The following is a 17,049-nucleotide window of genomic DNA, read 5'->3' on the forward strand; positions in this document are numbered from 1 at the left end:
GGAATAATTCGGAACCTTACATTAATCAAAATCTTGCTCAGTTTTGAGAGTATTTACTCTTAAATACATATTCATAGTATTCGCTTCTTTGGGCCTATAGCTCAGCTGGTTTAGAGCGCACGCCTGATAAGCGTGAGGTCGGTGGTTCGAGTCCACTTAGGCCCATACCGAGGAATCGGTTTTGAATATTATGGGGAATTAGCTCAGCTGGGAGAGCACCTGCTTTGCAAGCAGGGGGTCAGCGGTTCGATCCCGCTATTCTCCATTGACACTAATGTGTCAATTTTGTTCTTTGAAAACTAGATAATATTATTTTCTGTAATAATTATATTTTTATATAATTGAACCGAGAAATAACCATTGTGTTATTTTTGAGTTTTTTAATTAGTTTTAATCGCTAAAACTCAAATAATTTATAATCCGTCGGATTATAGGTTAAGTTAATAAGGGCGCATGGTGAATGCCTTGGTACTAGGAGCCGATGAAGGACGCAACTAACTGCGATAAGCTTCGGGGAGCTGTACGTAAGCTTTGATCCGGAGATTTCCGAATGAGGAAACTCGACCAGTGTTATGACTGGTCACTGTATAGTGAATACATAGCTATGCAGAGGCAGACGTGGGGAACTGAAACATCTAAGTACCCACAGGAATATAAAGAAATTTCGATTCCCTAAGTAGCGGCGAGCGAACGGGGAACAGCCCAAACCGAACCCTTGTGGTTCGGGGTTGTAGGACTGAACATTTGAGTTACAAAAGTATTTGATAGTTGAAGTAGTTGGGAAGCTACACCAAAGAGAGTGATAGTCTCGTAAACGAAATCAAATACCCTCAGTTCAGGATCCTGAGTACGGCGACACACGTGAAACGTCGTCGGAATCTGGGAGGACCATCTCCCAAGGCTAAATACTCCCTAGTGACCGATAGTGAACCAGTACCGTGAGGGAAAGGTGAAAAGCACCCCGGAAGGGGAGTGAAATAGTTCCTGAAACCATGTGCCTACAAGCAGTCAGAGCCCGTTAATGGGTGATGGCGTGCCTCTTGTAGAATGAACCGGCGAGTTACAGTTGCATGCAAGGTTAAGCCGAAAAAGCGGAGCCGTAGCGAAAGCGAGTCTTAATAGGGCGTATTAGTATGTTGCCGTAGACCCGAAACCAGGTGATCTACCCATGTCCAGGATGAAAGTGCGGTAATACGCACCGGAGGTCCGAACCCGTGTACGTTGAAAAGTGCTGGGATGAGGTGTGGGTAGCGGTGAAATTCCAAACGAACTTGGAGATAGCTGGTTCTCTCCGAAATAGCTTTAGGGCTAGCCTCGGAATTAGAATCATGGAGGTAGAGCCACTGTTTGAGCAAGGGGTCCATCTAGGATTACTGAGTTCAGATAAACTCCGAATACCATTGATTTATGTCCGGGAGTCAGACGATGAGTGATAAGATCCATCGTCGAAAGGGGAACAGCCCAGACCGCCAGTTAAGGTCCCTAAATATATGCTAAGTGGAAAAGGAAGTGGAGTTGCATAGACAACTAGGATGTTGGCTCAGAAGCAGCCACCATTTAAAGAGTGCGTAATAGCTCACTAGTCGAGTGATTCTGCGCCGAAAATTTACCGGGGCTAAGCATATTACCGAGACTGCGGACGCAACTATGTTGCGTGATAGGAGAGCGTTCTAAGGGCAATGAAGGTAGACCGTAAGGACTACTGGAGCGCTTAGAAGTGAGAATGCCGGTATGAGTAGCGAAAGATCAGTGAGAATCTGATCCACCGAATGACTAAGGTTTCCTGGGGAAGGCTCGTCCACCCAGGGTTAGTCGGGACCTAAGCCGAGGCTGAGAAGCGTAGGCGATGGATAACAGGTTGAGATTCCTGTACTAGTTAATTATGTTTGAACGATGGAGGGACGCAGTAGGCTAAGATATGCACACGATTGGAAATGTGTGTTCAAATCGTAAGTCAGTTTAAGAGTTAAATGCTTTTAAGCGCGTTGACAAGCGATGATGAGGATCGAAATTTAAGTAGAGAAGTATCTGACGTCACACTGCCGAGAAAAGCTTCTAGTTAGTAATTAATTACCCGTACCGCAAACCGACACAGGTAGTCGAGGAGAGTATCCTCAGGTGAGCGAGAGAACTATCGTTAAGGAACTCGGCAAAATGACCCCGTAACTTCGGAAGAAGGGGTGCTGGCCTCACGGCCAGCCGCAGTGAAAAGACTCAAACGACTGTTTATCAAAAACACAGGTTTATGCAAAATCGTAAGATGAAGTATATGGGCTGACGCCTGCCCGGTGCTGGAAGGTTAAGTGGAAGTGTTAGCTTCGGCGAAGCACCGAAATGAAGCCCCAGTAAACGGCGGCCGTAACTATAACGGTCCTAAGGTAGCGAAATTCCTTGTCGGGTAAGTTCCGACCCGCACGAAAGGCGTAACGATTTGAGTACTGTCTCAACGATAGACTCGGTGAAATTAAGATACCTGTGAAGAAGCAGGTTACCCGCGACAGGACGGAAAGACCCCATGGAGCTTTACTGTAGCTTGATATTGGGTGTTTACATAACTTGTACAGGATAGGTAGGAGCCATAGAAGCCGGGACGCTAGTCTCGGTGGAGGCGTCAGTGGGATACTACCCTTGTTATGTGAACACTCTAACCCTGCGCACTAATCGTGCGCGGAGACAGTGTCTGGTTGGCAGTTTGACTGGGGCGGTCGCCTCCTAAACAGTAACGGAGGCGCTCAAAGGTTTGCTTAGAATGGTTGGAAATCATTCCTAAAGTGTAAAGGCAAAAGCAAGCTTGACTGCGAGACATACAGGTCGAGCAGGGACGAAAGTCGGACTTAGTGATCCGGTGGTACCATATGGAAGGGCCATCGCTCAACGGATAAAAGCTACCCTGGGGATAACAGGCTTATCTCCCCCAAGAGTTCACATCGACGGGGAGGTTTGGCACCTCGATGTCGGCTCATCGCATCCTGGGGCTGTAGTTGGTCCCAAGGGTTGGGCTGTTCGCCCATTAAAGCGGTACGCGAGCTGGGTTCAGAACGTCGTGAGACAGTTCGGTCCCTATCCGTCGCGGGCGCAGGAAATTTGAGAGGAGCTGTCCCTAGTACGAGAGGACCGGGATGGACATACCGCTGGTGTATCAGTTGCGCCGCCAGGCGCATTGCTGAGTAGCTATGTATGGATGAGATAAACGCTGAAAGCATCTAAGTGTGAAACTCGCCTCAAGATGAGATTTCCCATTCCTATATGGAAGTAAGACTCCTGAAAGATGATCAGGTAGATAGGTTAGAAGTGGAAGCGTAGTGATACGTGAAGCGGACTAATACTAATCAGTCGAGGACTTAACCAAGTAGAATGAAGATACAATGGAAGTTAATCGGAAGAAAATAATATTGTCTAGTTTTGAGAGAACAAAGTTCTCAAACAAAATAGTGTGGTGGCGATAGCCTGAAGGATACACCTGTTCCCATGCCGAACACAGAAGTTAAGCTTCAGCACGCCAAAAGTAGTTGGGGGATCGCCCCCTGCGAGGATAGGACGTTGCCACGCGATTATTATTCCGACATAGCTCAGTTGGTAGAGCACCTGACTGTTAATCAGGTTGTCGACGGTTCGAGCCCGCCTGTCGGAGTTAAATGAAAAGCGTTAACTGCTTGGTTAGCGCTTTTGATTTATAGAATGTTATTTTTGCTGATTTAGCTTAGTTGGTAGAGCATCGGCATCGTAAACCGAAGGTCGGAGGTTCGACTCCTCTAATCAGCATCGATAATTTAAAGAGAAATACATCCAAATGATGTATTTCTCTTTTTTTGTGTCCTTATGTCACGAAATGTAACATGACTTGTTGACCATTACTTTAAATACCCTTATCATTACAGTCAATGAGGAGCTATTAATATGAGTGAAAAGGAATTAAGACGCTCAATGGCAGTTTTGCCGATGGGTACAGTCATGAAACTAACATCATTAACCGCACGCCAGATTAGATATTACGATGATTGTGGTCTTGTAAATTCAAAACGGACCGAAAGTAATCGGCGGCTCTATTCGCTAAATAATATTGATCGTATTCTAGAAGTTAAAGATTATCTAGATGAAGGAATGAATATTGAGCAAGTGAAAAGAGTTTACGAAAAACAACGGCGCCGTCTTGCTAGTAAAAAGGCTAACCAACGGCAAAGTGTTAGCGACGAACGAGTTCGTGAGTACCTCCGTGATGATATCATGAAAGCCGGTGGCTTCTATGTTGATAACAATCCTCAGTTCAAACAAGGACATTTATAAAAGGGAGATAAAGTAATGGAAAAAACTGCAAAGTATACACCTGAAGATATTAAAAAAATGGTTAAAGATGAATACGTTCGTTTTCTTCGTTTAATGTTTACTGATTTACTTGGGACCGTTAAAAACGTGGAAGTTCCAATCAGTCAATTAGATCAATTATTAGCAGGAAAGTTAATGTTTGATGGTTCTTCAATTGATGGGTTTGTACGAATTGAAGAAAGTGATATGTACTTACATCCAGATCTTGATACTTTTATGGTCTTTCCATGGGGAGATGAACACGGTAAAGTTGCACGAATTACTTGTTCTGTTTACACAGCTGATGGTGAATTATTTGCCGGTGATCCCCGTAATAACTTAATGCGAGTACTTGAAGAAATGAAAGAATTAGGTTTCAGTGACTTTAACATTGGACCTGAACCAGAATTTTTCTTGTTTGAACTGGATGAAAATGGTCGTCCAACCGAAAAATTAAATGATAAAGGAAGTTACTTTGATTTAGCACCGATGGATTTAGCTGCTAACGTGCGTCGTGATATGGTACTTGAACTCGAAAAGATGAACTTCAAAGTGGAAGCATCTCATCACGAAGTTGCCCCTGGACAACATGAAATTGATTTTGAATATGACAACGCAGTCGTTGCTGCCGACCACATTCAAACTTTCAAAATGGTCGTTAAGACAGTTGCTAGACGTTACGGCTTATACGCAACCTTTATGCCTAAGCCTTTAAATGGGGTAAACGGTTCAGGAATGCACATGAACATGTCACTCTTTGATAAAGATGGTAACAACGCTTTCTATGATGAAAATGGTGAAGGTCAATTATCACAAACTGCTTACTACTTCTTAGGTGGATTATTGAAACATGCCAAAGCTTTAACGGCAGTATGTAACCCAACGGTTAACTCATACAAGCGGTTAGTTCCTGGTTTTGAAGCACCGGTTTACATTGCTTGGTCTGGTGCAAACCGTTCACCAATGGTCCGTGTTCCAATCGCTCGTGGTAAGGGAACTAGACTTGAATTAAGAAGTGTTGATCCATCAGCTAACCCATACTTAGCCATTGCTGCCATTTTAAAAGCTGGACTAGATGGAATTAAAAATAAGATTGAACCAGAAGAACCAGTTGATCGTAATATTTATTCAATGGACGGCCAAGAACTTAAACTTGATCACATTGAAAAATTACCAACTTCATTACACAATGCTTTAGTAGAATATGCTAAAGATCCATTAATGGAAGATGCTATGGGTCCTCATATTTACCAAAACTTCTTAGATGCGAAAAACATGGAATGGACCGCTTACAGTCAAAACGTTTCTCAATGGGAACGTGATCGTTATTTAGATATGCTTTAAAATAATTCGTAAATAACTATCAAAACGACTTAGTTAATTTAATTAAGTCGTTTTTTTAGTTGATTTGTATACAGATGTTCAATTTGAATAAACATTAAATAAGGGGTATACTTTCTTTTATACTATTAAATAGGAGAGATGATTGTGGAAAATAAAAAAGAAATCGATTCAGCAATGGATCATGCGTTTTTCGGTCAACCTAAGGGCTTAGCGGCTTTGGTAGGCACGGAATTCTGGGAAAGATTTAGTTACTACGGGATGCGAGCAATCCTATTGTTCTACATTGTTGCCAAGGTTTCAGAAGGTGGTTTGGGCTTATCACAAACTACAGGTTTATCAATTATGGCAATTTATGGATCTTTAGTTTACCTTGCTTCAGTGGTGGGTGGTTACATTAGTGACCGAATTTTAGGAAGTCGTCGGACCGTTCTGTATGGTGGAATTTTAATCATGTTAGGTCACATTTCCTTATCCCTTCCAGCTGGACTAGTTGGTTTATTCGCTTCGATTGCCTTTATTACTTTAGGAACAGGACTTTTAAAGCCTAATATTTCTGATATGGTGGGTAAGTTATACAAACCAGATGATCTTCGGCGGGAAAGTGCCTTTACCATCTTTGTGTTTGGGATTAACTTTGGAGCATTTATTTCACCACTAGTTTGTGGTTGGATTTCTACTTCATATAATTATCACCTCGGTTTCTCACTTGCCGCTATTGGAATGTTCTTTGGACTTTTGTTCTATTACTTTGGGGGAAACAAAACGCTTGGAGACGACGGAGAAAAGCCTTCTGATCCATTTCTTGCTGGTGAAGGTAAAAAAGCTGCTTGGGCAATTATCGGTGGTTTAGTAGTCTTTGCTGCCATTGTTTACGCAATGAAATTAATCGGCATCCTTACGATTGATAACTTTGTTTCACTACTAAGTATCGTGGCCATTATTACGCCAATTATTTACTTTGTAATTATGCTACGGAGTAAGAAGGTTACTGCTGATGAACGTAAAAAAGTGCTTGCTTACATTCCTTTATTCATTGGTGCCATGATTTTCTGGGGTATTGAAGAATCAGGTTCTAGTATTTTAGCAACCTTTGCTGCTAACCAAACTAACAATAACTTAGGTTGGTTAAAGATTGATCCAAGTTGGTATCAGTCATTGAACCCGCTGTTTATCATGCTTTACACGCCATTATTTGTGCTTTTATGGAGCAAACTAGGTAAGCGTCAACCAAGAACGCCAAAGAAGTTTGCCTATGGGTTATTCTTCTCAGGACTTTCATTCTTACTAATGGTAATTCCATTGCTCCTCTTTGGGTCAACTGCTAAAGTTAATCCACTTTGGTTAGTGGGTAGTTGGGCAATCATTGAAATTGGGGAAATGCTAATCTCACCAATTGGATTATCAGTTACTACTCAACTAGCACCAAAAGCATTTGGAGCCCAAATGTTAAGTATGTGGTTCTTATCAAATGCCGCTGGACAAGCCGTTAACTCACAAATTGCGCGTTTCTACACACCAGGACATGAAATTGCTTACTTTGGAATTATTGGTTTAGTTGCAGTTGCAGCTAGTGTAGTATTATTATTTTTCGTTAAACCAATCTTAAGTTTGATGGAAAATGTTGAGTAATTTAAATTAAATTTGTAAAAAGTCTGAATTTTTAATTGAATTCAGGCTTTTTTGGTTAAATTTTTTTCGAAAGAAACCGCGCTATGACGGGATTAAAAGCACATTGCAAAAAAAGTTGAATTTTTTTTGATTTTTTTTGCATATTTTGTTGACAAGATCGCCGATATCCATTAATATTATATATGTTGATTGGGTGACCTAATCAATTAAGCAATGCGGAGGGGTAGCGAAGTCTGGCTAAACGCGGCGGACTGTAAATCCGCTCCTTCGGGTTCGGTGGTTCGAATCCACTCCCCTCCATTTTATTTTTGGGCTATGGCCAAGCGGTAAGGCACTAGGTTTTGATCCTAGTATGCGCTGGTTCGATCCCAGCTAGCCCAATAGCTAAATCGACTGACATTTTGTCAGTCGATTTTTTTTATAGGGGGATTTATGAATTTACCAGTTTACATTCAGATTCACAATGACTTAAAACAAAAAATTGAAGCGGGTAGTTGGCAAGTAGGCACACGGATTCCCTCAGAACGTAAGTTAGCAGAAACTTACCATGTGAGCCGGATGACCTTGCGTCAGGCCGTGCAAACTTTAATTGATGAAGGTCTACTGCGTCGTGCTATTGGTTCAGGGACGTTTGTGACCAACCAAAAAGTGCAAGAACATATGTCAGGAATCTCTAGCTTTACGGAGACCATGGAAGCCGTGGGAAAAGTTCCCAGTAGTAAGACGCTCTCCTATAAAATTATTGAACCAACCTTTAAAGAATCCCAGGCCTTAGAATTAAAAGCTAATGAACGTGTTTTACGGATGGAACGGCTTCGTTTTGGGGATGGTGAACCAATTTGTTTAGAAACGACGACTGTCAGTGCTGAATTGATTAAAGGGATGCCTCAGGTCGATGTGACCGAATCGTTTTACCGGTCGTTAGCTGAACAAAAGGGGATTATCCCGGCCAACGCCAAGCAATATATTTCGGCAATTTTGGCTAGTCCGCGAATTGCCGAAATGTTGGATATCAAAGCTGGTGATCCGATTCTAAAATTAAAACAAATTTCTTATTTAAAAAACCAAAAACCGTTTGAATTTGTGGAAACCCAGTACGTAGCGCAACGTTTTGAGTTCTACCTAAACAAATAAAGCCCAACGAAACGGCTTTTTTTACTTTACGGCGATTAATGTTAAAATTAACTCATATAATTGGGTTCCTAAGTTTTGTTTTATTCTGGAGGAATAAAAAATGTCAACCATAGATGTTAATGCAAACCTTACTTTGCATACTGATGATTATGAAATTAATATGATGGCGACTTATTTTGCGAAAAAGATGCAAAATCGGCACGCCGTTTTTGAAGTTTATTTCCGTGATATGCCATTTGGCAACGGGTATGCGGTGTTTGCAGGATTGGAACACGTCATTGATTACATTCAAAATCTCCATTTTACTGATGAAGATATTGACTATTTACGGCAACAAGGCGATTATTCTGAAGCGTTTTTAGACTATTTACGCAACTTTAAATTCAAAGGAACGATTCGGTCAGCTTACGAGGGTGATTTAGTGTTTAACAACGAACCAATCGTCCAAGTGGAAGGCACGATTGCCGAATGTCAATTAGTCGAAACTGCCATTCTTAACATCGTTAATTATCAAACTTTGATTGCGACAAAAGCTTCTCGGATTCGGAGTGTGGCTGGTAATGATCCGTTACTTGAATTTGGATCACGGCGGGCACAAGAAGTTTCTGCTTCCTTATGGGGAACGCGGGCAGCCTACATTGGTGGATTTGATGCAACTTCGAACGTTTTAGCGGGAAAAGAATTTGGGATTCCCATTTCGGGAACTCATGCGCATTCCTTAGTGGAAGCTTTTGGGAACGATTACGATGCTTTTAAAGCCTATGCGGAAACCCACAAAGATTGTGTCTTCTTAGTTGATACCTTTGATACGTTGAAGAGTGGAGTGCCAGAAGCAATCCGCGTTGCCCGTGAAATGGGTGATAAGATTAACTTTAACGGAGTTCGAATTGATTCTGGTGATATGGCTTATATCTCTAAAAAAGTGCGAGAAATGCTTGATAAAGCTGGTTATCCTGATACTAAAATTTATGCTTCCAATGACCTAGATGAATACACCATCAGTAGTTTGAAAATGCAACACGCTAAAATTAACGTCTGGGGTGTCGGGACGAAAGTCATTACGGCTTTTGACCAACCAGCCTTAGGAGCCGTGTACAAATTAGTTTCCGTGGAAGATAAAGATGGTAAGATGGTTGATACCATCAAACTTTCCAATAATGCGGAAAAAGTTTCAACCCCTGGTAAGAAACAAGTTTGGCGGATTACCGAAAAACAAGATGGTAAATCTGAAGGTGATTACGTAACTTTAGCCAGTGAAGACCCTCGGGTGGAAAAAGAACTTTACATGTTCCATCCCCAATACACATACATCAATAAAACGATTACAAATTTCAATGCCGAACCATTATTGAAAGACATCTTTGTTGACGGGAAATTGACTTACCAGTTACCAACTTTAAAAGAAACTAAAAAACATGCTGATACAGTTCGCGAGTTACTCTGGCCTGAATATAAGCGGATGCTTAACCCAGAAAAATACCCAGTCGATCTTTCCCAAGAAGCTTGGGATAATAAAATCAAATTAATTAAACAAATCCGTAATGGCGGACAAAAACGTTTACAATAGGGTGATTACTTATGAACGAAAACCAAAAACAAATGCAAACAAAAATTATTGAAGCCTTAAAAGTGCAACCTCAAATTGACCCCCAAACCGAAATTCGTCGGAGTGTGGATTTCATTAAAGCGTACTTTTTAAAGAACTCTTTTTTGGAAACGGCGGTGCTAGGGATTTCTGGTGGACAAGACTCCACTTTAACTGGTAAATTAGGCGAAATGGCCATGTCAGAACTACGTGAAGAGACTGGTAATCCGAATTATCAATTTATTGCAGTTCGCTTACCTTATGGCGAACAGGCCGATGAATCAGATGCGATGGAAGCAATTAAATTTATTGGTGCTGACAAAGTTGAACGCGTCAACATTAAAGCAGCCACTGATGCAATGTTAAGTGCTGTGGAAGCTAATGGCGATGAGATTTCAGATTTTAACAAGGGTAATATTAAAGCACGTGAACGGATGATTGCTCAATTTGCGATTGCGGGTGCTCATAAGGGAATTGTTCTTGGAACTGATCATGCGGCTGAAGCTGTCACTGGTTTTTACACTAAGTTTGGAGATGGAGCAGCTGATCTTACGCCACTTTGGCGCTTAGATAAACGTCAAGGACGAGCAATGTTAGAGGCCTTAAATGCACCTAAGCATCTCTATGAAAAGACTCCAACTGCAGACTTAGAAGATGATCGTCCGGCACTACCTGATGAAGTGGCCCTTGGCGTGAGTTATAAGGAAATTGATGATTTCTTAGAAGGCAAAGACGTTAGTGAAAAAGCGGCTGCTACCATTGAAAATTGGTACAAAAAGACCGAACATAAACGACATGCACCAATTACGGTTTATGATACATTTTGGAAATAAGCAACTAGAAACTTCGTTAGCATAACGGAGTTTTTATATTGGAGGCATTTATGGAAACAGAAATTATCAAACAAGTTAGTCAAGACCTGGCTGACGTTAATTCCCAGCAAATTGAAACGACTTTATCCCTATTAGAGGAAGGCAATACGGTGCCCTTCATTGCGCGTTATCGAAAAGAACGAACGGGAAGCCTCGATGAAGTCCAAATTCGCAACATTCAAGATACATATCAGCGTTTATTAAAGTTAAGTAATCGAAAAACGGATGTTATTAATAAAATTGCGGAACAGGGTAAACTAACTGATAAATTACAAACGCAAATTAAAGCGGCTACGGATATTCAGGTAGTGGAAGACTTGTATTTACCATACAAACAAAAGCGCAAGACCAAGGCGATGCTGGCTGATGAACAAGGGTTAACGCCGTTAGCTAATCAAATGATGACATTCCCAAACCAAACGCCAGAACAGTTAGCCGCAAGTTACGTTAATCCAGCCGTGGGGTTAAATAATGTTACGGAAGTTTTAAGTGGTGTAGCTGACATTATCAGTCAATCGGTCGCGGATGTCGCGATTTTTCGAGAATGGATTCGAAACTATACCGAGAAAAATGGATTGATGGTTACTAAATTAAAAAGTAAGGCTGAGGAACTTGATGAAAATCAAGTATATGCAAACTACTATGATTTTTCCGAAACGATTAAAACAATTCCGTCTTTTCGGGTACTAGCAATTAATCGTGGGAAAAAGCAAAAAATCTTACAGGTTAAAATTGACGTTAACGAAGATGTCATTTTGAAATACTTAAACTTTACAGTGCTTGGTAAACATCGTGGTTCAGTTGCTGAATTTGTGGCAGAGGCAGTCAAAGAAGCTTATCGGAAATCAATTCGACCCGCCATTGCCCGTGAAGTTCAAGCTAAATTAACGGAAACGGCGGAAGTACATGCAATTAAAGTCTTTGGTAAAAATTTATATCACCTTTTGATGCAAGCACCGATTAAAGGAAAAGTAACCTTGGGCTTTGATCCCGCTTATCGAACGGGTTGTAAGTTAGCTATTATGGATAAGAACGGTAAATTTTTGCACAAGCAAATTATCTTTGCGACGAAACCGGCTAGTGAAGCTAAAATTGTTCACGCTAAGCAACAGTTCATTGATTTAATTAAGGAATATCACGTGGAAATGGTTGCGATTGGAAATGGAACCGCATCACGAGAATCAGAGTTATTTGTGGCGGATGCCCTAAAAGTAATTGACTTCCCAGTTCATTATGTGATTGTGAATGAATCGGGTGCATCCGTTTACTCAGCGAGTGCTAATGCCCGTAAAGAATTTCCTGATTTACACGTCGAAGAACGGTCGGCCATTAGTATTGGACGACGGTTACAAGATCCGTTAGCTGAATTGATTAAGATTGACCCCAAAGCAGTTGGAGTCGGTCAATACCAACACGATGTGTCAGAATCACACTTAGACCAACAATTGGATCGGGTAGTGGAAACAGCGGTTAACCAAGTGGGAGTGAACCTAAATACGGCCAGTCCAGAGTTATTGGAACACATCTCGGGCTTATCAGCTACCATTTCGCAAAATATCGTTGACTATCGAGAAGCAAACGGTAGTTTTACCAACCGAAACCAACTTAAAAAAGTGAAACGCTTGGGACCCAAAGCTTATGAACAATCAGTGGGGTTCTTACGCATTATTGACGGAAATAATCCATTAGATAATACTGATATTCATCCAGAAAGTTATGCCATTGCGAAAAGGGTATTGCAGGCGCTCGATTTAACTGTGGCTGACTTAGGTACCGATGTCGCTGTACAATGTTTAGAAAATGCAAAGATTAAGTATTTAGCGATGCAGTTTGAACTAACTGAAGAGTTTGTGACGGACTTGATAAATGGACTTAAAATGCCGGGACGAGATTTACGTGATCAAATGCCGGCCCCGTTATTAAAATCAGATGTGATGAAAATTGATGATTTGAAACCAGGAATGAAGTTACAGGGCACGGTCCGCAACGTCATTGACTTTGGAGCCTTTGTCGATGTTGGAGTAAAACAAGATGGGTTAGTCCACATTTCCCACATGAGTCATAAATTTATTAAAGATCCAGCGACCGTCGTTTCAGTTGGGGATATTGTCGATGTGTGGGTTTTATCAGTTGATGTGGAACGTAATCGGATTCAATTATCCATGCTTGAACCAGAATAAAAGGTTACACGTATTTATCTTTGGCTAGAAAAAAGACCTGGGGGTAAATATGACAGATCAAGAATTACAAATTTTAGTGGAAAAACTTTCACAGACTTATTTTAAACGACCGTTTTTACATCGGGCCTATTTTAATCGCCGCTTAAAAACCACGGGTGGACGGTATCATCTGAAAGACCATAACATTGATATTAATCCGAAAATGGCTGATAATCCGGAAGTTTTAAGTGGGATTATCAAGCACGAATTAGTGCATTATCACTTGCACTTAAATGGTCATTCGGGAAAGCATAATACGGTATCGTTTAAGCGGTTATTACAACAAGTAGGTGGTAGTCGTTATGCACCACGCGTTGATCGTAACTATAAGTATGAATATCAATGTACCAAATGTGGGCAAAAATACAATCGACAACGGCGCATTGATACGCTCCGCTACGTTTGTAGTAAGTGTCATGGAAAGTTACAGCTAATTCAGACGAATTGATTTTAAAATTAGTATTGCGTTATTGGTCGTTTGTTGGTATACTAAATACTGTTAAATATGCGGCCATGGCGGAATTGGCAGACGCGCAAGATTAAGGATCTTGTCGGGAGTTTTCCCGGTGGAAGTTCGAATCTTCTTGGCCGCACTAATGACAGTTAAAAAGCAGTTCTCTTATGAGAGCTGCTTTTTTTTGTAAAATAAAAAATCCATCTACAAAGTTTGCAGATGAATTTGCTATTAATTATTAACCATTTCGTCATTATGCGTAGCCGTTACTTGATCATTGAAGAAGCTGTCATCTTTATCGGCACCGCTATTTGAATTAATGTGCTTTTGATCTTTAGTAAGGGCTGGCGAGTTCTTTAAGCCCAAGGACTGCCGAAGTTCATTGGAAATTTTTAGTAATTCGTCATTTGGAGCGACTTGGTAACTAACTCCATCAACCGTGGCGTTGTCACATTGCAAGGTATCTTCTTGAATGTTTTTAGTGGCACCACGATAAGCTGCCCCAGCCGTCATCATATCGTCAAAGGTTAAATTAGTGAGGATATTGCCCTTTAAGGATTTTAAAATATCACTATATTTAGTAACTGATGAAACTTTCAAACCATTTTTAAGGATTTGTTCTAAGACTTGCCGTTGCCGGATTTGTCGACCGTAATCACCTAGCGGATCTTGGTAACGCATGCGGGTATATTGAAGGGCGGTTTGCCCGTTCATGTGTTCGGGATGATCTTTTTTCACGCTAATGCCTTCGTAGTCAAAGGTCAAGTTAGGCGTAATATCCACACCACCGACCGCATTGACCATTTTTTTAATCCCCCCCATGTTAATTACGCCATAAAAATCAATGGGAATGTTTAACAATTTACTGGCAACTTCGGTCGCGGAATCAGGTCCACCAATGGTATAGGCGGCGTTAATTTTTTCGTAGGGCATTCGATCACCGGGAACTACGACTTTTGTATCACGGGGAATGCTAATAAACTTAGTTGTATTCGTTTTCGGATTAACCGTGGCAACAATTAAAGAATCGGTGCGACCCTTATCTTTTCTACCAAGGGCGCCGGTATCAGTTCCCATCAAAAGAATGGAAAAGGGCTTTCGCTCCTTTAAGATACTCGAAACATTACGCGAACTGCGACTAGCCATGTAGGTATCGCCAAACGTATCTTGTGCTTTTTTGTATTGGGTATAACCAAAGCTTAGGCCAATGGTCATGATGATTAAAAGCAGCACCAAGACGGTCCATGCAATTGGATGATATTCTTTTTCAACTATTGGCCTGGCAGCTGCTTTAGACTGATGTGCAGGTTGCTTTTGAGGAGCATAGTTAGGATCATTAATGAAATGATTTCTGCCAGAACGGCGATTCGGATTAAAGTTATTATTTTCGTTTTCTGTCATGATATATCCTTTTAATATGTAATAAGCTTGCTCTTATTATAGCCCAATGCCCACTAACTGTCCTAGTAAGTCATGAAAAAATTCAATCAATTTTTTAATTTTAGTGAAGACGAATGATTAAATCAAACCGCTAGATATGCTACAATACATAGGAAAGAGAAAAGAATCAGCGAGGTCGATTACATGAGTAAGTTAGTTCTAATGCGACACGGTGAAAGTGTGGCAAATTATAACCATACTTTCACTGGTTGGAGTGATGTGCCTTTGACTGAAGCAGGAAAAAGGGCCGCTCACGAAGCTGGTCGAAAATTAAATGAGTTACAGATCCAATTTGATGACGCTCACACTTCTTATTTAAAACGGGCAATTAATTCAGAAAATATTGTTTTATCTGAAATGGATCAACTTTGGATTCCACAACATAAAACGTGGCGTTTAAACGAACGGCATTATGGGGCCTTACGCGGAAAAAATAAAAAGCAAGTGCGAGCAGAAGTTGGCGATGAACAATTTATGCAGTGGCGGCGGAGTTTTGAAGCAGTCCCACCTAAGTTAGCAGAAGTTCCCACTTTACGGCGCTATCATGCTGCTGGGATTGAAGAACCCCCAGCTGAAAGTTTAAAAATGGCGTATGAACGCTTGGTTCCATACTGGCTTGATGAAATTGCCCCACGGTTAATGGCTGGCAAAAATCAGTTAGTGGTGGCCCACGGAAGTTCATTACGCGCTTTAATTAAGTATTTGGAAAATATCGATGATTTTGGGATTGATGGGGTAGAAGTCGGCAATGCTGAACCAATTGTTTATACCTTAGATAAAGAATTACGAATTCTTAAAAAAGAGATCTTAAAGTAGTATTATTTAAGATGGTTCAAAAATAAATACAAAATTTCTAAAGATCGTTAGTGATTTATAGAATGGAGAATAATATGTCAAATAGTTTAAAAAAAGTAGCAATTCCATTATTGGTATTGCTGAGTTTTGTGGGGGTTTTAATGACAGTTTCAGCTCCTAGTCATGCTGAAACAGTTAGCCAAGAGGTTCCCTTGAAAGTTGAACCACAAACCAAGGACCTTAAATTTCAAAATAAAAATAGTAGTTTTTTTGATTTTCGGCTCGGTAATAATGATCAACTTAACCAGGACTTGGTCATCAAAGTTACCAACCCTAGTACTGACCAGGATGTCCGCTTTACCACTAGCGTTAATCAAGCGACGACTTCCAAAGCTGCCAAAATGATTTATGACGGGAACGGGAAGTTAGTTAAAAACTTATTTGATTTTAAACAAATCGTAACGCCTACTGATACGAGTGAACATGATGTTACCTTAAAGCCAGGCGAAAGTCGGGATTTACATTTCCACGTGCAAACCCCCGATAATCCAGTTTTTCAAAAGTTTAACGGGACCATTTTGGGTGGAGTATATATCCTAGAACATCCAACCAAACAACATGCTAAAAAAGTTGCTTATCCCGTGGCCATTATGATTAATAAGGGGACTTCTTCACCAAATCTTTCCATGAAAAAGGTGAAACCAGATACTTGGAAAAACCATAATACCGTTGATGCAATGATTATTAATAACCATCCGGATATTTTAGGCCAAATGGACTACAAAGCGAGTGTGGTAAAAAAAGGAACGAATGACGTCGTTGCGCAACGAACGCTTAAAAATGGTCAAATTGGACCTAATAACCAATTTAAGTTTGAAATTCCTTGGTTAACTCCCCGAATTACTCCTGGGGCTTACACGATGAAAGTGAAAATTAGTAGTAGTGATCCCCAACTGGGGAGTAAAGGTGGAACCTGGTTCTTAGAAAAAGATTTCACGGTTTCCGTTTGGGATGCGATTAGGTTAAATGCTAAAATCACGCATTCGATTCCCTGGGGATTTGTTTTCTGTGTAATTGTTTTCTTTGGGTTAATTGCTGGATTAATTTACTGGTTATTAAAGATTCGTAATCAACGTGAAGGTTTAGATAAATAAAGATAGTAAAAGCACTTGAATTCCCCCGCGAATTCAAGTGCTTTTTATAATATAATTGATATTATTCTAATTTCTTGAATTTTAAAATAATAACTTTTATAATTAAACAGAATTATAAATT

The 17,049-nt window shown here is 40.6% G+C and carries 11 protein-coding genes, 7 tRNA genes and 2 rRNA genes; 19 read left to right on the forward strand and 1 reads right to left on the reverse strand.

What is annotated here, in order from left to right; genetic code table 11:
* Nucleotides 1–90: 90 nt before the first annotated feature.
* The 17 genes from ACEPSS_RS04765 to ACEPSS_RS04845 all read left to right on the forward strand — a co-directional run bounded on the left by ACEPSS_RS04765 (nucleotide 91) and on the right by ACEPSS_RS04845 (nucleotide 13,678).
* A tRNA-Ile gene (locus ACEPSS_RS04765) sits at nucleotides 91–165 on the forward strand.
* A gap of 27 nt (nucleotides 166–192) precedes the next feature.
* Nucleotides 193–265, forward strand: a tRNA-Ala gene (locus ACEPSS_RS04770).
* A 168-nt stretch (nucleotides 266–433) separates the two neighbouring features.
* Nucleotides 434–3,349 (forward strand): 23S ribosomal RNA (locus ACEPSS_RS04775).
* Nucleotides 3,350–3,432: 83 nt separating this feature from the next.
* Nucleotides 3,433–3,549, forward strand: a 5S ribosomal RNA gene (gene rrf / locus ACEPSS_RS04780).
* Between the two features lie 9 nt (nucleotides 3,550–3,558).
* Nucleotides 3,559–3,631, forward strand: a tRNA-Asn gene (locus ACEPSS_RS04785).
* Nucleotides 3,632–3,689: 58 nt separating this feature from the next.
* Nucleotides 3,690–3,762 (forward strand) — tRNA-Thr (locus ACEPSS_RS04790).
* A 135-nt stretch (nucleotides 3,763–3,897) separates the two neighbouring features.
* On the forward strand, nucleotides 3,898–4,284 hold the full coding sequence (locus ACEPSS_RS04795; RefSeq protein ID WP_395317880.1) for a MerR family transcriptional regulator: 387 nt from the start codon (nucleotides 3,898–3,900) through the stop codon (nucleotides 4,282–4,284).
* Between the two features lie 15 nt (nucleotides 4,285–4,299).
* Nucleotides 4,300–5,646 (forward strand): type I glutamate--ammonia ligase, encoded by a 1,347-nt coding sequence (gene glnA, locus ACEPSS_RS04800; RefSeq protein ID WP_395317882.1) that lies wholly within the window; start codon nucleotides 4,300–4,302, stop codon nucleotides 5,644–5,646.
* A gap of 138 nt (nucleotides 5,647–5,784) precedes the next feature.
* Complete coding sequence (locus ACEPSS_RS04805; RefSeq protein ID WP_395317884.1) at nucleotides 5,785–7,275, forward strand: peptide MFS transporter; 1,491 nt, start codon at nucleotides 5,785–5,787, stop codon at nucleotides 7,273–7,275.
* A 217-nt stretch (nucleotides 7,276–7,492) separates the two neighbouring features.
* Nucleotides 7,493–7,575 (forward strand) — tRNA-Tyr (locus tag ACEPSS_RS04810).
* 9 nt (nucleotides 7,576–7,584) lie between these two features.
* Nucleotides 7,585–7,656, forward strand: a tRNA-Gln gene (locus ACEPSS_RS04815).
* A gap of 51 nt (nucleotides 7,657–7,707) precedes the next feature.
* Nucleotides 7,708–8,409, forward strand: coding sequence for a GntR family transcriptional regulator (locus tag ACEPSS_RS04820; protein WP_395317886.1), 702 nt, complete (start codon nucleotides 7,708–7,710; stop codon nucleotides 8,407–8,409).
* Nucleotides 8,410–8,509: 100 nt separating this feature from the next.
* Complete coding sequence (locus tag ACEPSS_RS04825; protein WP_395317888.1) at nucleotides 8,510–9,976, forward strand: nicotinate phosphoribosyltransferase; 1,467 nt, start codon at nucleotides 8,510–8,512, stop codon at nucleotides 9,974–9,976.
* An 11-nt stretch (nucleotides 9,977–9,987) separates the two neighbouring features.
* A complete protein-coding gene (gene nadE, locus ACEPSS_RS04830; protein ID WP_395317890.1) occupies nucleotides 9,988–10,827 on the forward strand; it encodes an ammonia-dependent NAD(+) synthetase in 840 nt (279 codons plus the stop codon).
* A gap of 50 nt (nucleotides 10,828–10,877) precedes the next feature.
* Nucleotides 10,878–13,046, forward strand: a complete 2,169-nt coding sequence (locus ACEPSS_RS04835; RefSeq protein WP_395317892.1) for a Tex family protein — start codon at nucleotides 10,878–10,880, stop codon at nucleotides 13,044–13,046.
* 49 nt (nucleotides 13,047–13,095) lie between these two features.
* Entirely contained in the window at nucleotides 13,096–13,533 is a 438-nt protein-coding gene (locus ACEPSS_RS04840) for a SprT family protein (RefSeq protein ID WP_395317894.1), read from the forward strand.
* 59 nt (nucleotides 13,534–13,592) lie between these two features.
* Nucleotides 13,593–13,678, forward strand: a tRNA-Leu gene (locus tag ACEPSS_RS04845).
* Nucleotides 13,679–13,770: 92 nt separating this feature from the next.
* On the opposite strand, the gene ACEPSS_RS04850 is transcribed toward ACEPSS_RS04845, so the two are convergent.
* A complete protein-coding gene (locus tag ACEPSS_RS04850; RefSeq protein ID WP_395317896.1) occupies nucleotides 13,771–14,940 on the reverse strand; it encodes an LCP family protein in 1,170 nt (389 codons plus the stop codon).
* A gap of 183 nt (nucleotides 14,941–15,123) precedes the next feature.
* On the opposite strand from ACEPSS_RS04850, the gene ACEPSS_RS04855 reads away from it, so the two are divergent.
* Both ACEPSS_RS04855 and ACEPSS_RS04860 read left to right on the forward strand, forming a co-directional pair.
* Nucleotides 15,124–15,795 (forward strand): 2,3-bisphosphoglycerate-dependent phosphoglycerate mutase, encoded by a 672-nt coding sequence (locus tag ACEPSS_RS04855; protein ID WP_395317897.1) that lies wholly within the window; start codon nucleotides 15,124–15,126, stop codon nucleotides 15,793–15,795.
* 74 nt (nucleotides 15,796–15,869) lie between these two features.
* Nucleotides 15,870–16,928, forward strand: coding sequence for a WxL protein host-binding domain-containing protein (locus tag ACEPSS_RS04860; RefSeq protein WP_395317899.1), 1,059 nt, complete (start codon nucleotides 15,870–15,872; stop codon nucleotides 16,926–16,928).
* Nucleotides 16,929–17,049: the final 121 nt, after the last annotated feature.

Origin of the sequence: Fructilactobacillus frigidiflavus, from assembly GCF_044054575.1 — a bacterium.
Classification (GTDB): Bacteria; Bacillota; Bacilli; order Lactobacillales; family Lactobacillaceae; genus Fructilactobacillus; species Fructilactobacillus frigidiflavus.

What these genes read in the sequence shown, in the direction of transcription:
- ACEPSS_RS04795 (WP_395317880.1), top strand. Translation starts at nt 3,898, where the DNA reads ATGAGTGAAAAGGAATTAAGACGCTCAATGGCAGTTTTGCCGATGGGT.
- glnA (WP_395317882.1), top strand. Translation starts at nt 4,300, where the DNA reads ATGGAAAAAACTGCAAAGTATACACCTGAAGATATTAAAAAAATGGTT.
- ACEPSS_RS04805 (WP_395317884.1), top strand. Translation starts at nt 5,785, where the DNA reads ATGATTGTGGAAAATAAAAAAGAAATCGATTCAGCAATGGATCATGCG.
- ACEPSS_RS04820 (WP_395317886.1), top strand. Translation starts at nt 7,708, where the DNA reads ATGAATTTACCAGTTTACATTCAGATTCACAATGACTTAAAACAAAAA.
- ACEPSS_RS04825 (WP_395317888.1), top strand. Translation starts at nt 8,510, where the DNA reads ATGTCAACCATAGATGTTAATGCAAACCTTACTTTGCATACTGATGAT.
- nadE (WP_395317890.1), top strand. Translation starts at nt 9,988, where the DNA reads ATGAACGAAAACCAAAAACAAATGCAAACAAAAATTATTGAAGCCTTA.
- ACEPSS_RS04835 (WP_395317892.1), top strand. Translation starts at nt 10,878, where the DNA reads ATGGAAACAGAAATTATCAAACAAGTTAGTCAAGACCTGGCTGACGTT.
- ACEPSS_RS04840 (WP_395317894.1), top strand. Translation starts at nt 13,096, where the DNA reads ATGACAGATCAAGAATTACAAATTTTAGTGGAAAAACTTTCACAGACT.
- ACEPSS_RS04850 (WP_395317896.1), bottom strand. Translation starts at nt 14,940, where the DNA reads ATGACAGAAAACGAAAATAATAACTTTAATCCGAATCGCCGTTCTGGC.
- ACEPSS_RS04855 (WP_395317897.1), top strand. Translation starts at nt 15,124, where the DNA reads ATGAGTAAGTTAGTTCTAATGCGACACGGTGAAAGTGTGGCAAATTAT.
- ACEPSS_RS04860 (WP_395317899.1), top strand. Translation starts at nt 15,870, where the DNA reads ATGTCAAATAGTTTAAAAAAAGTAGCAATTCCATTATTGGTATTGCTG.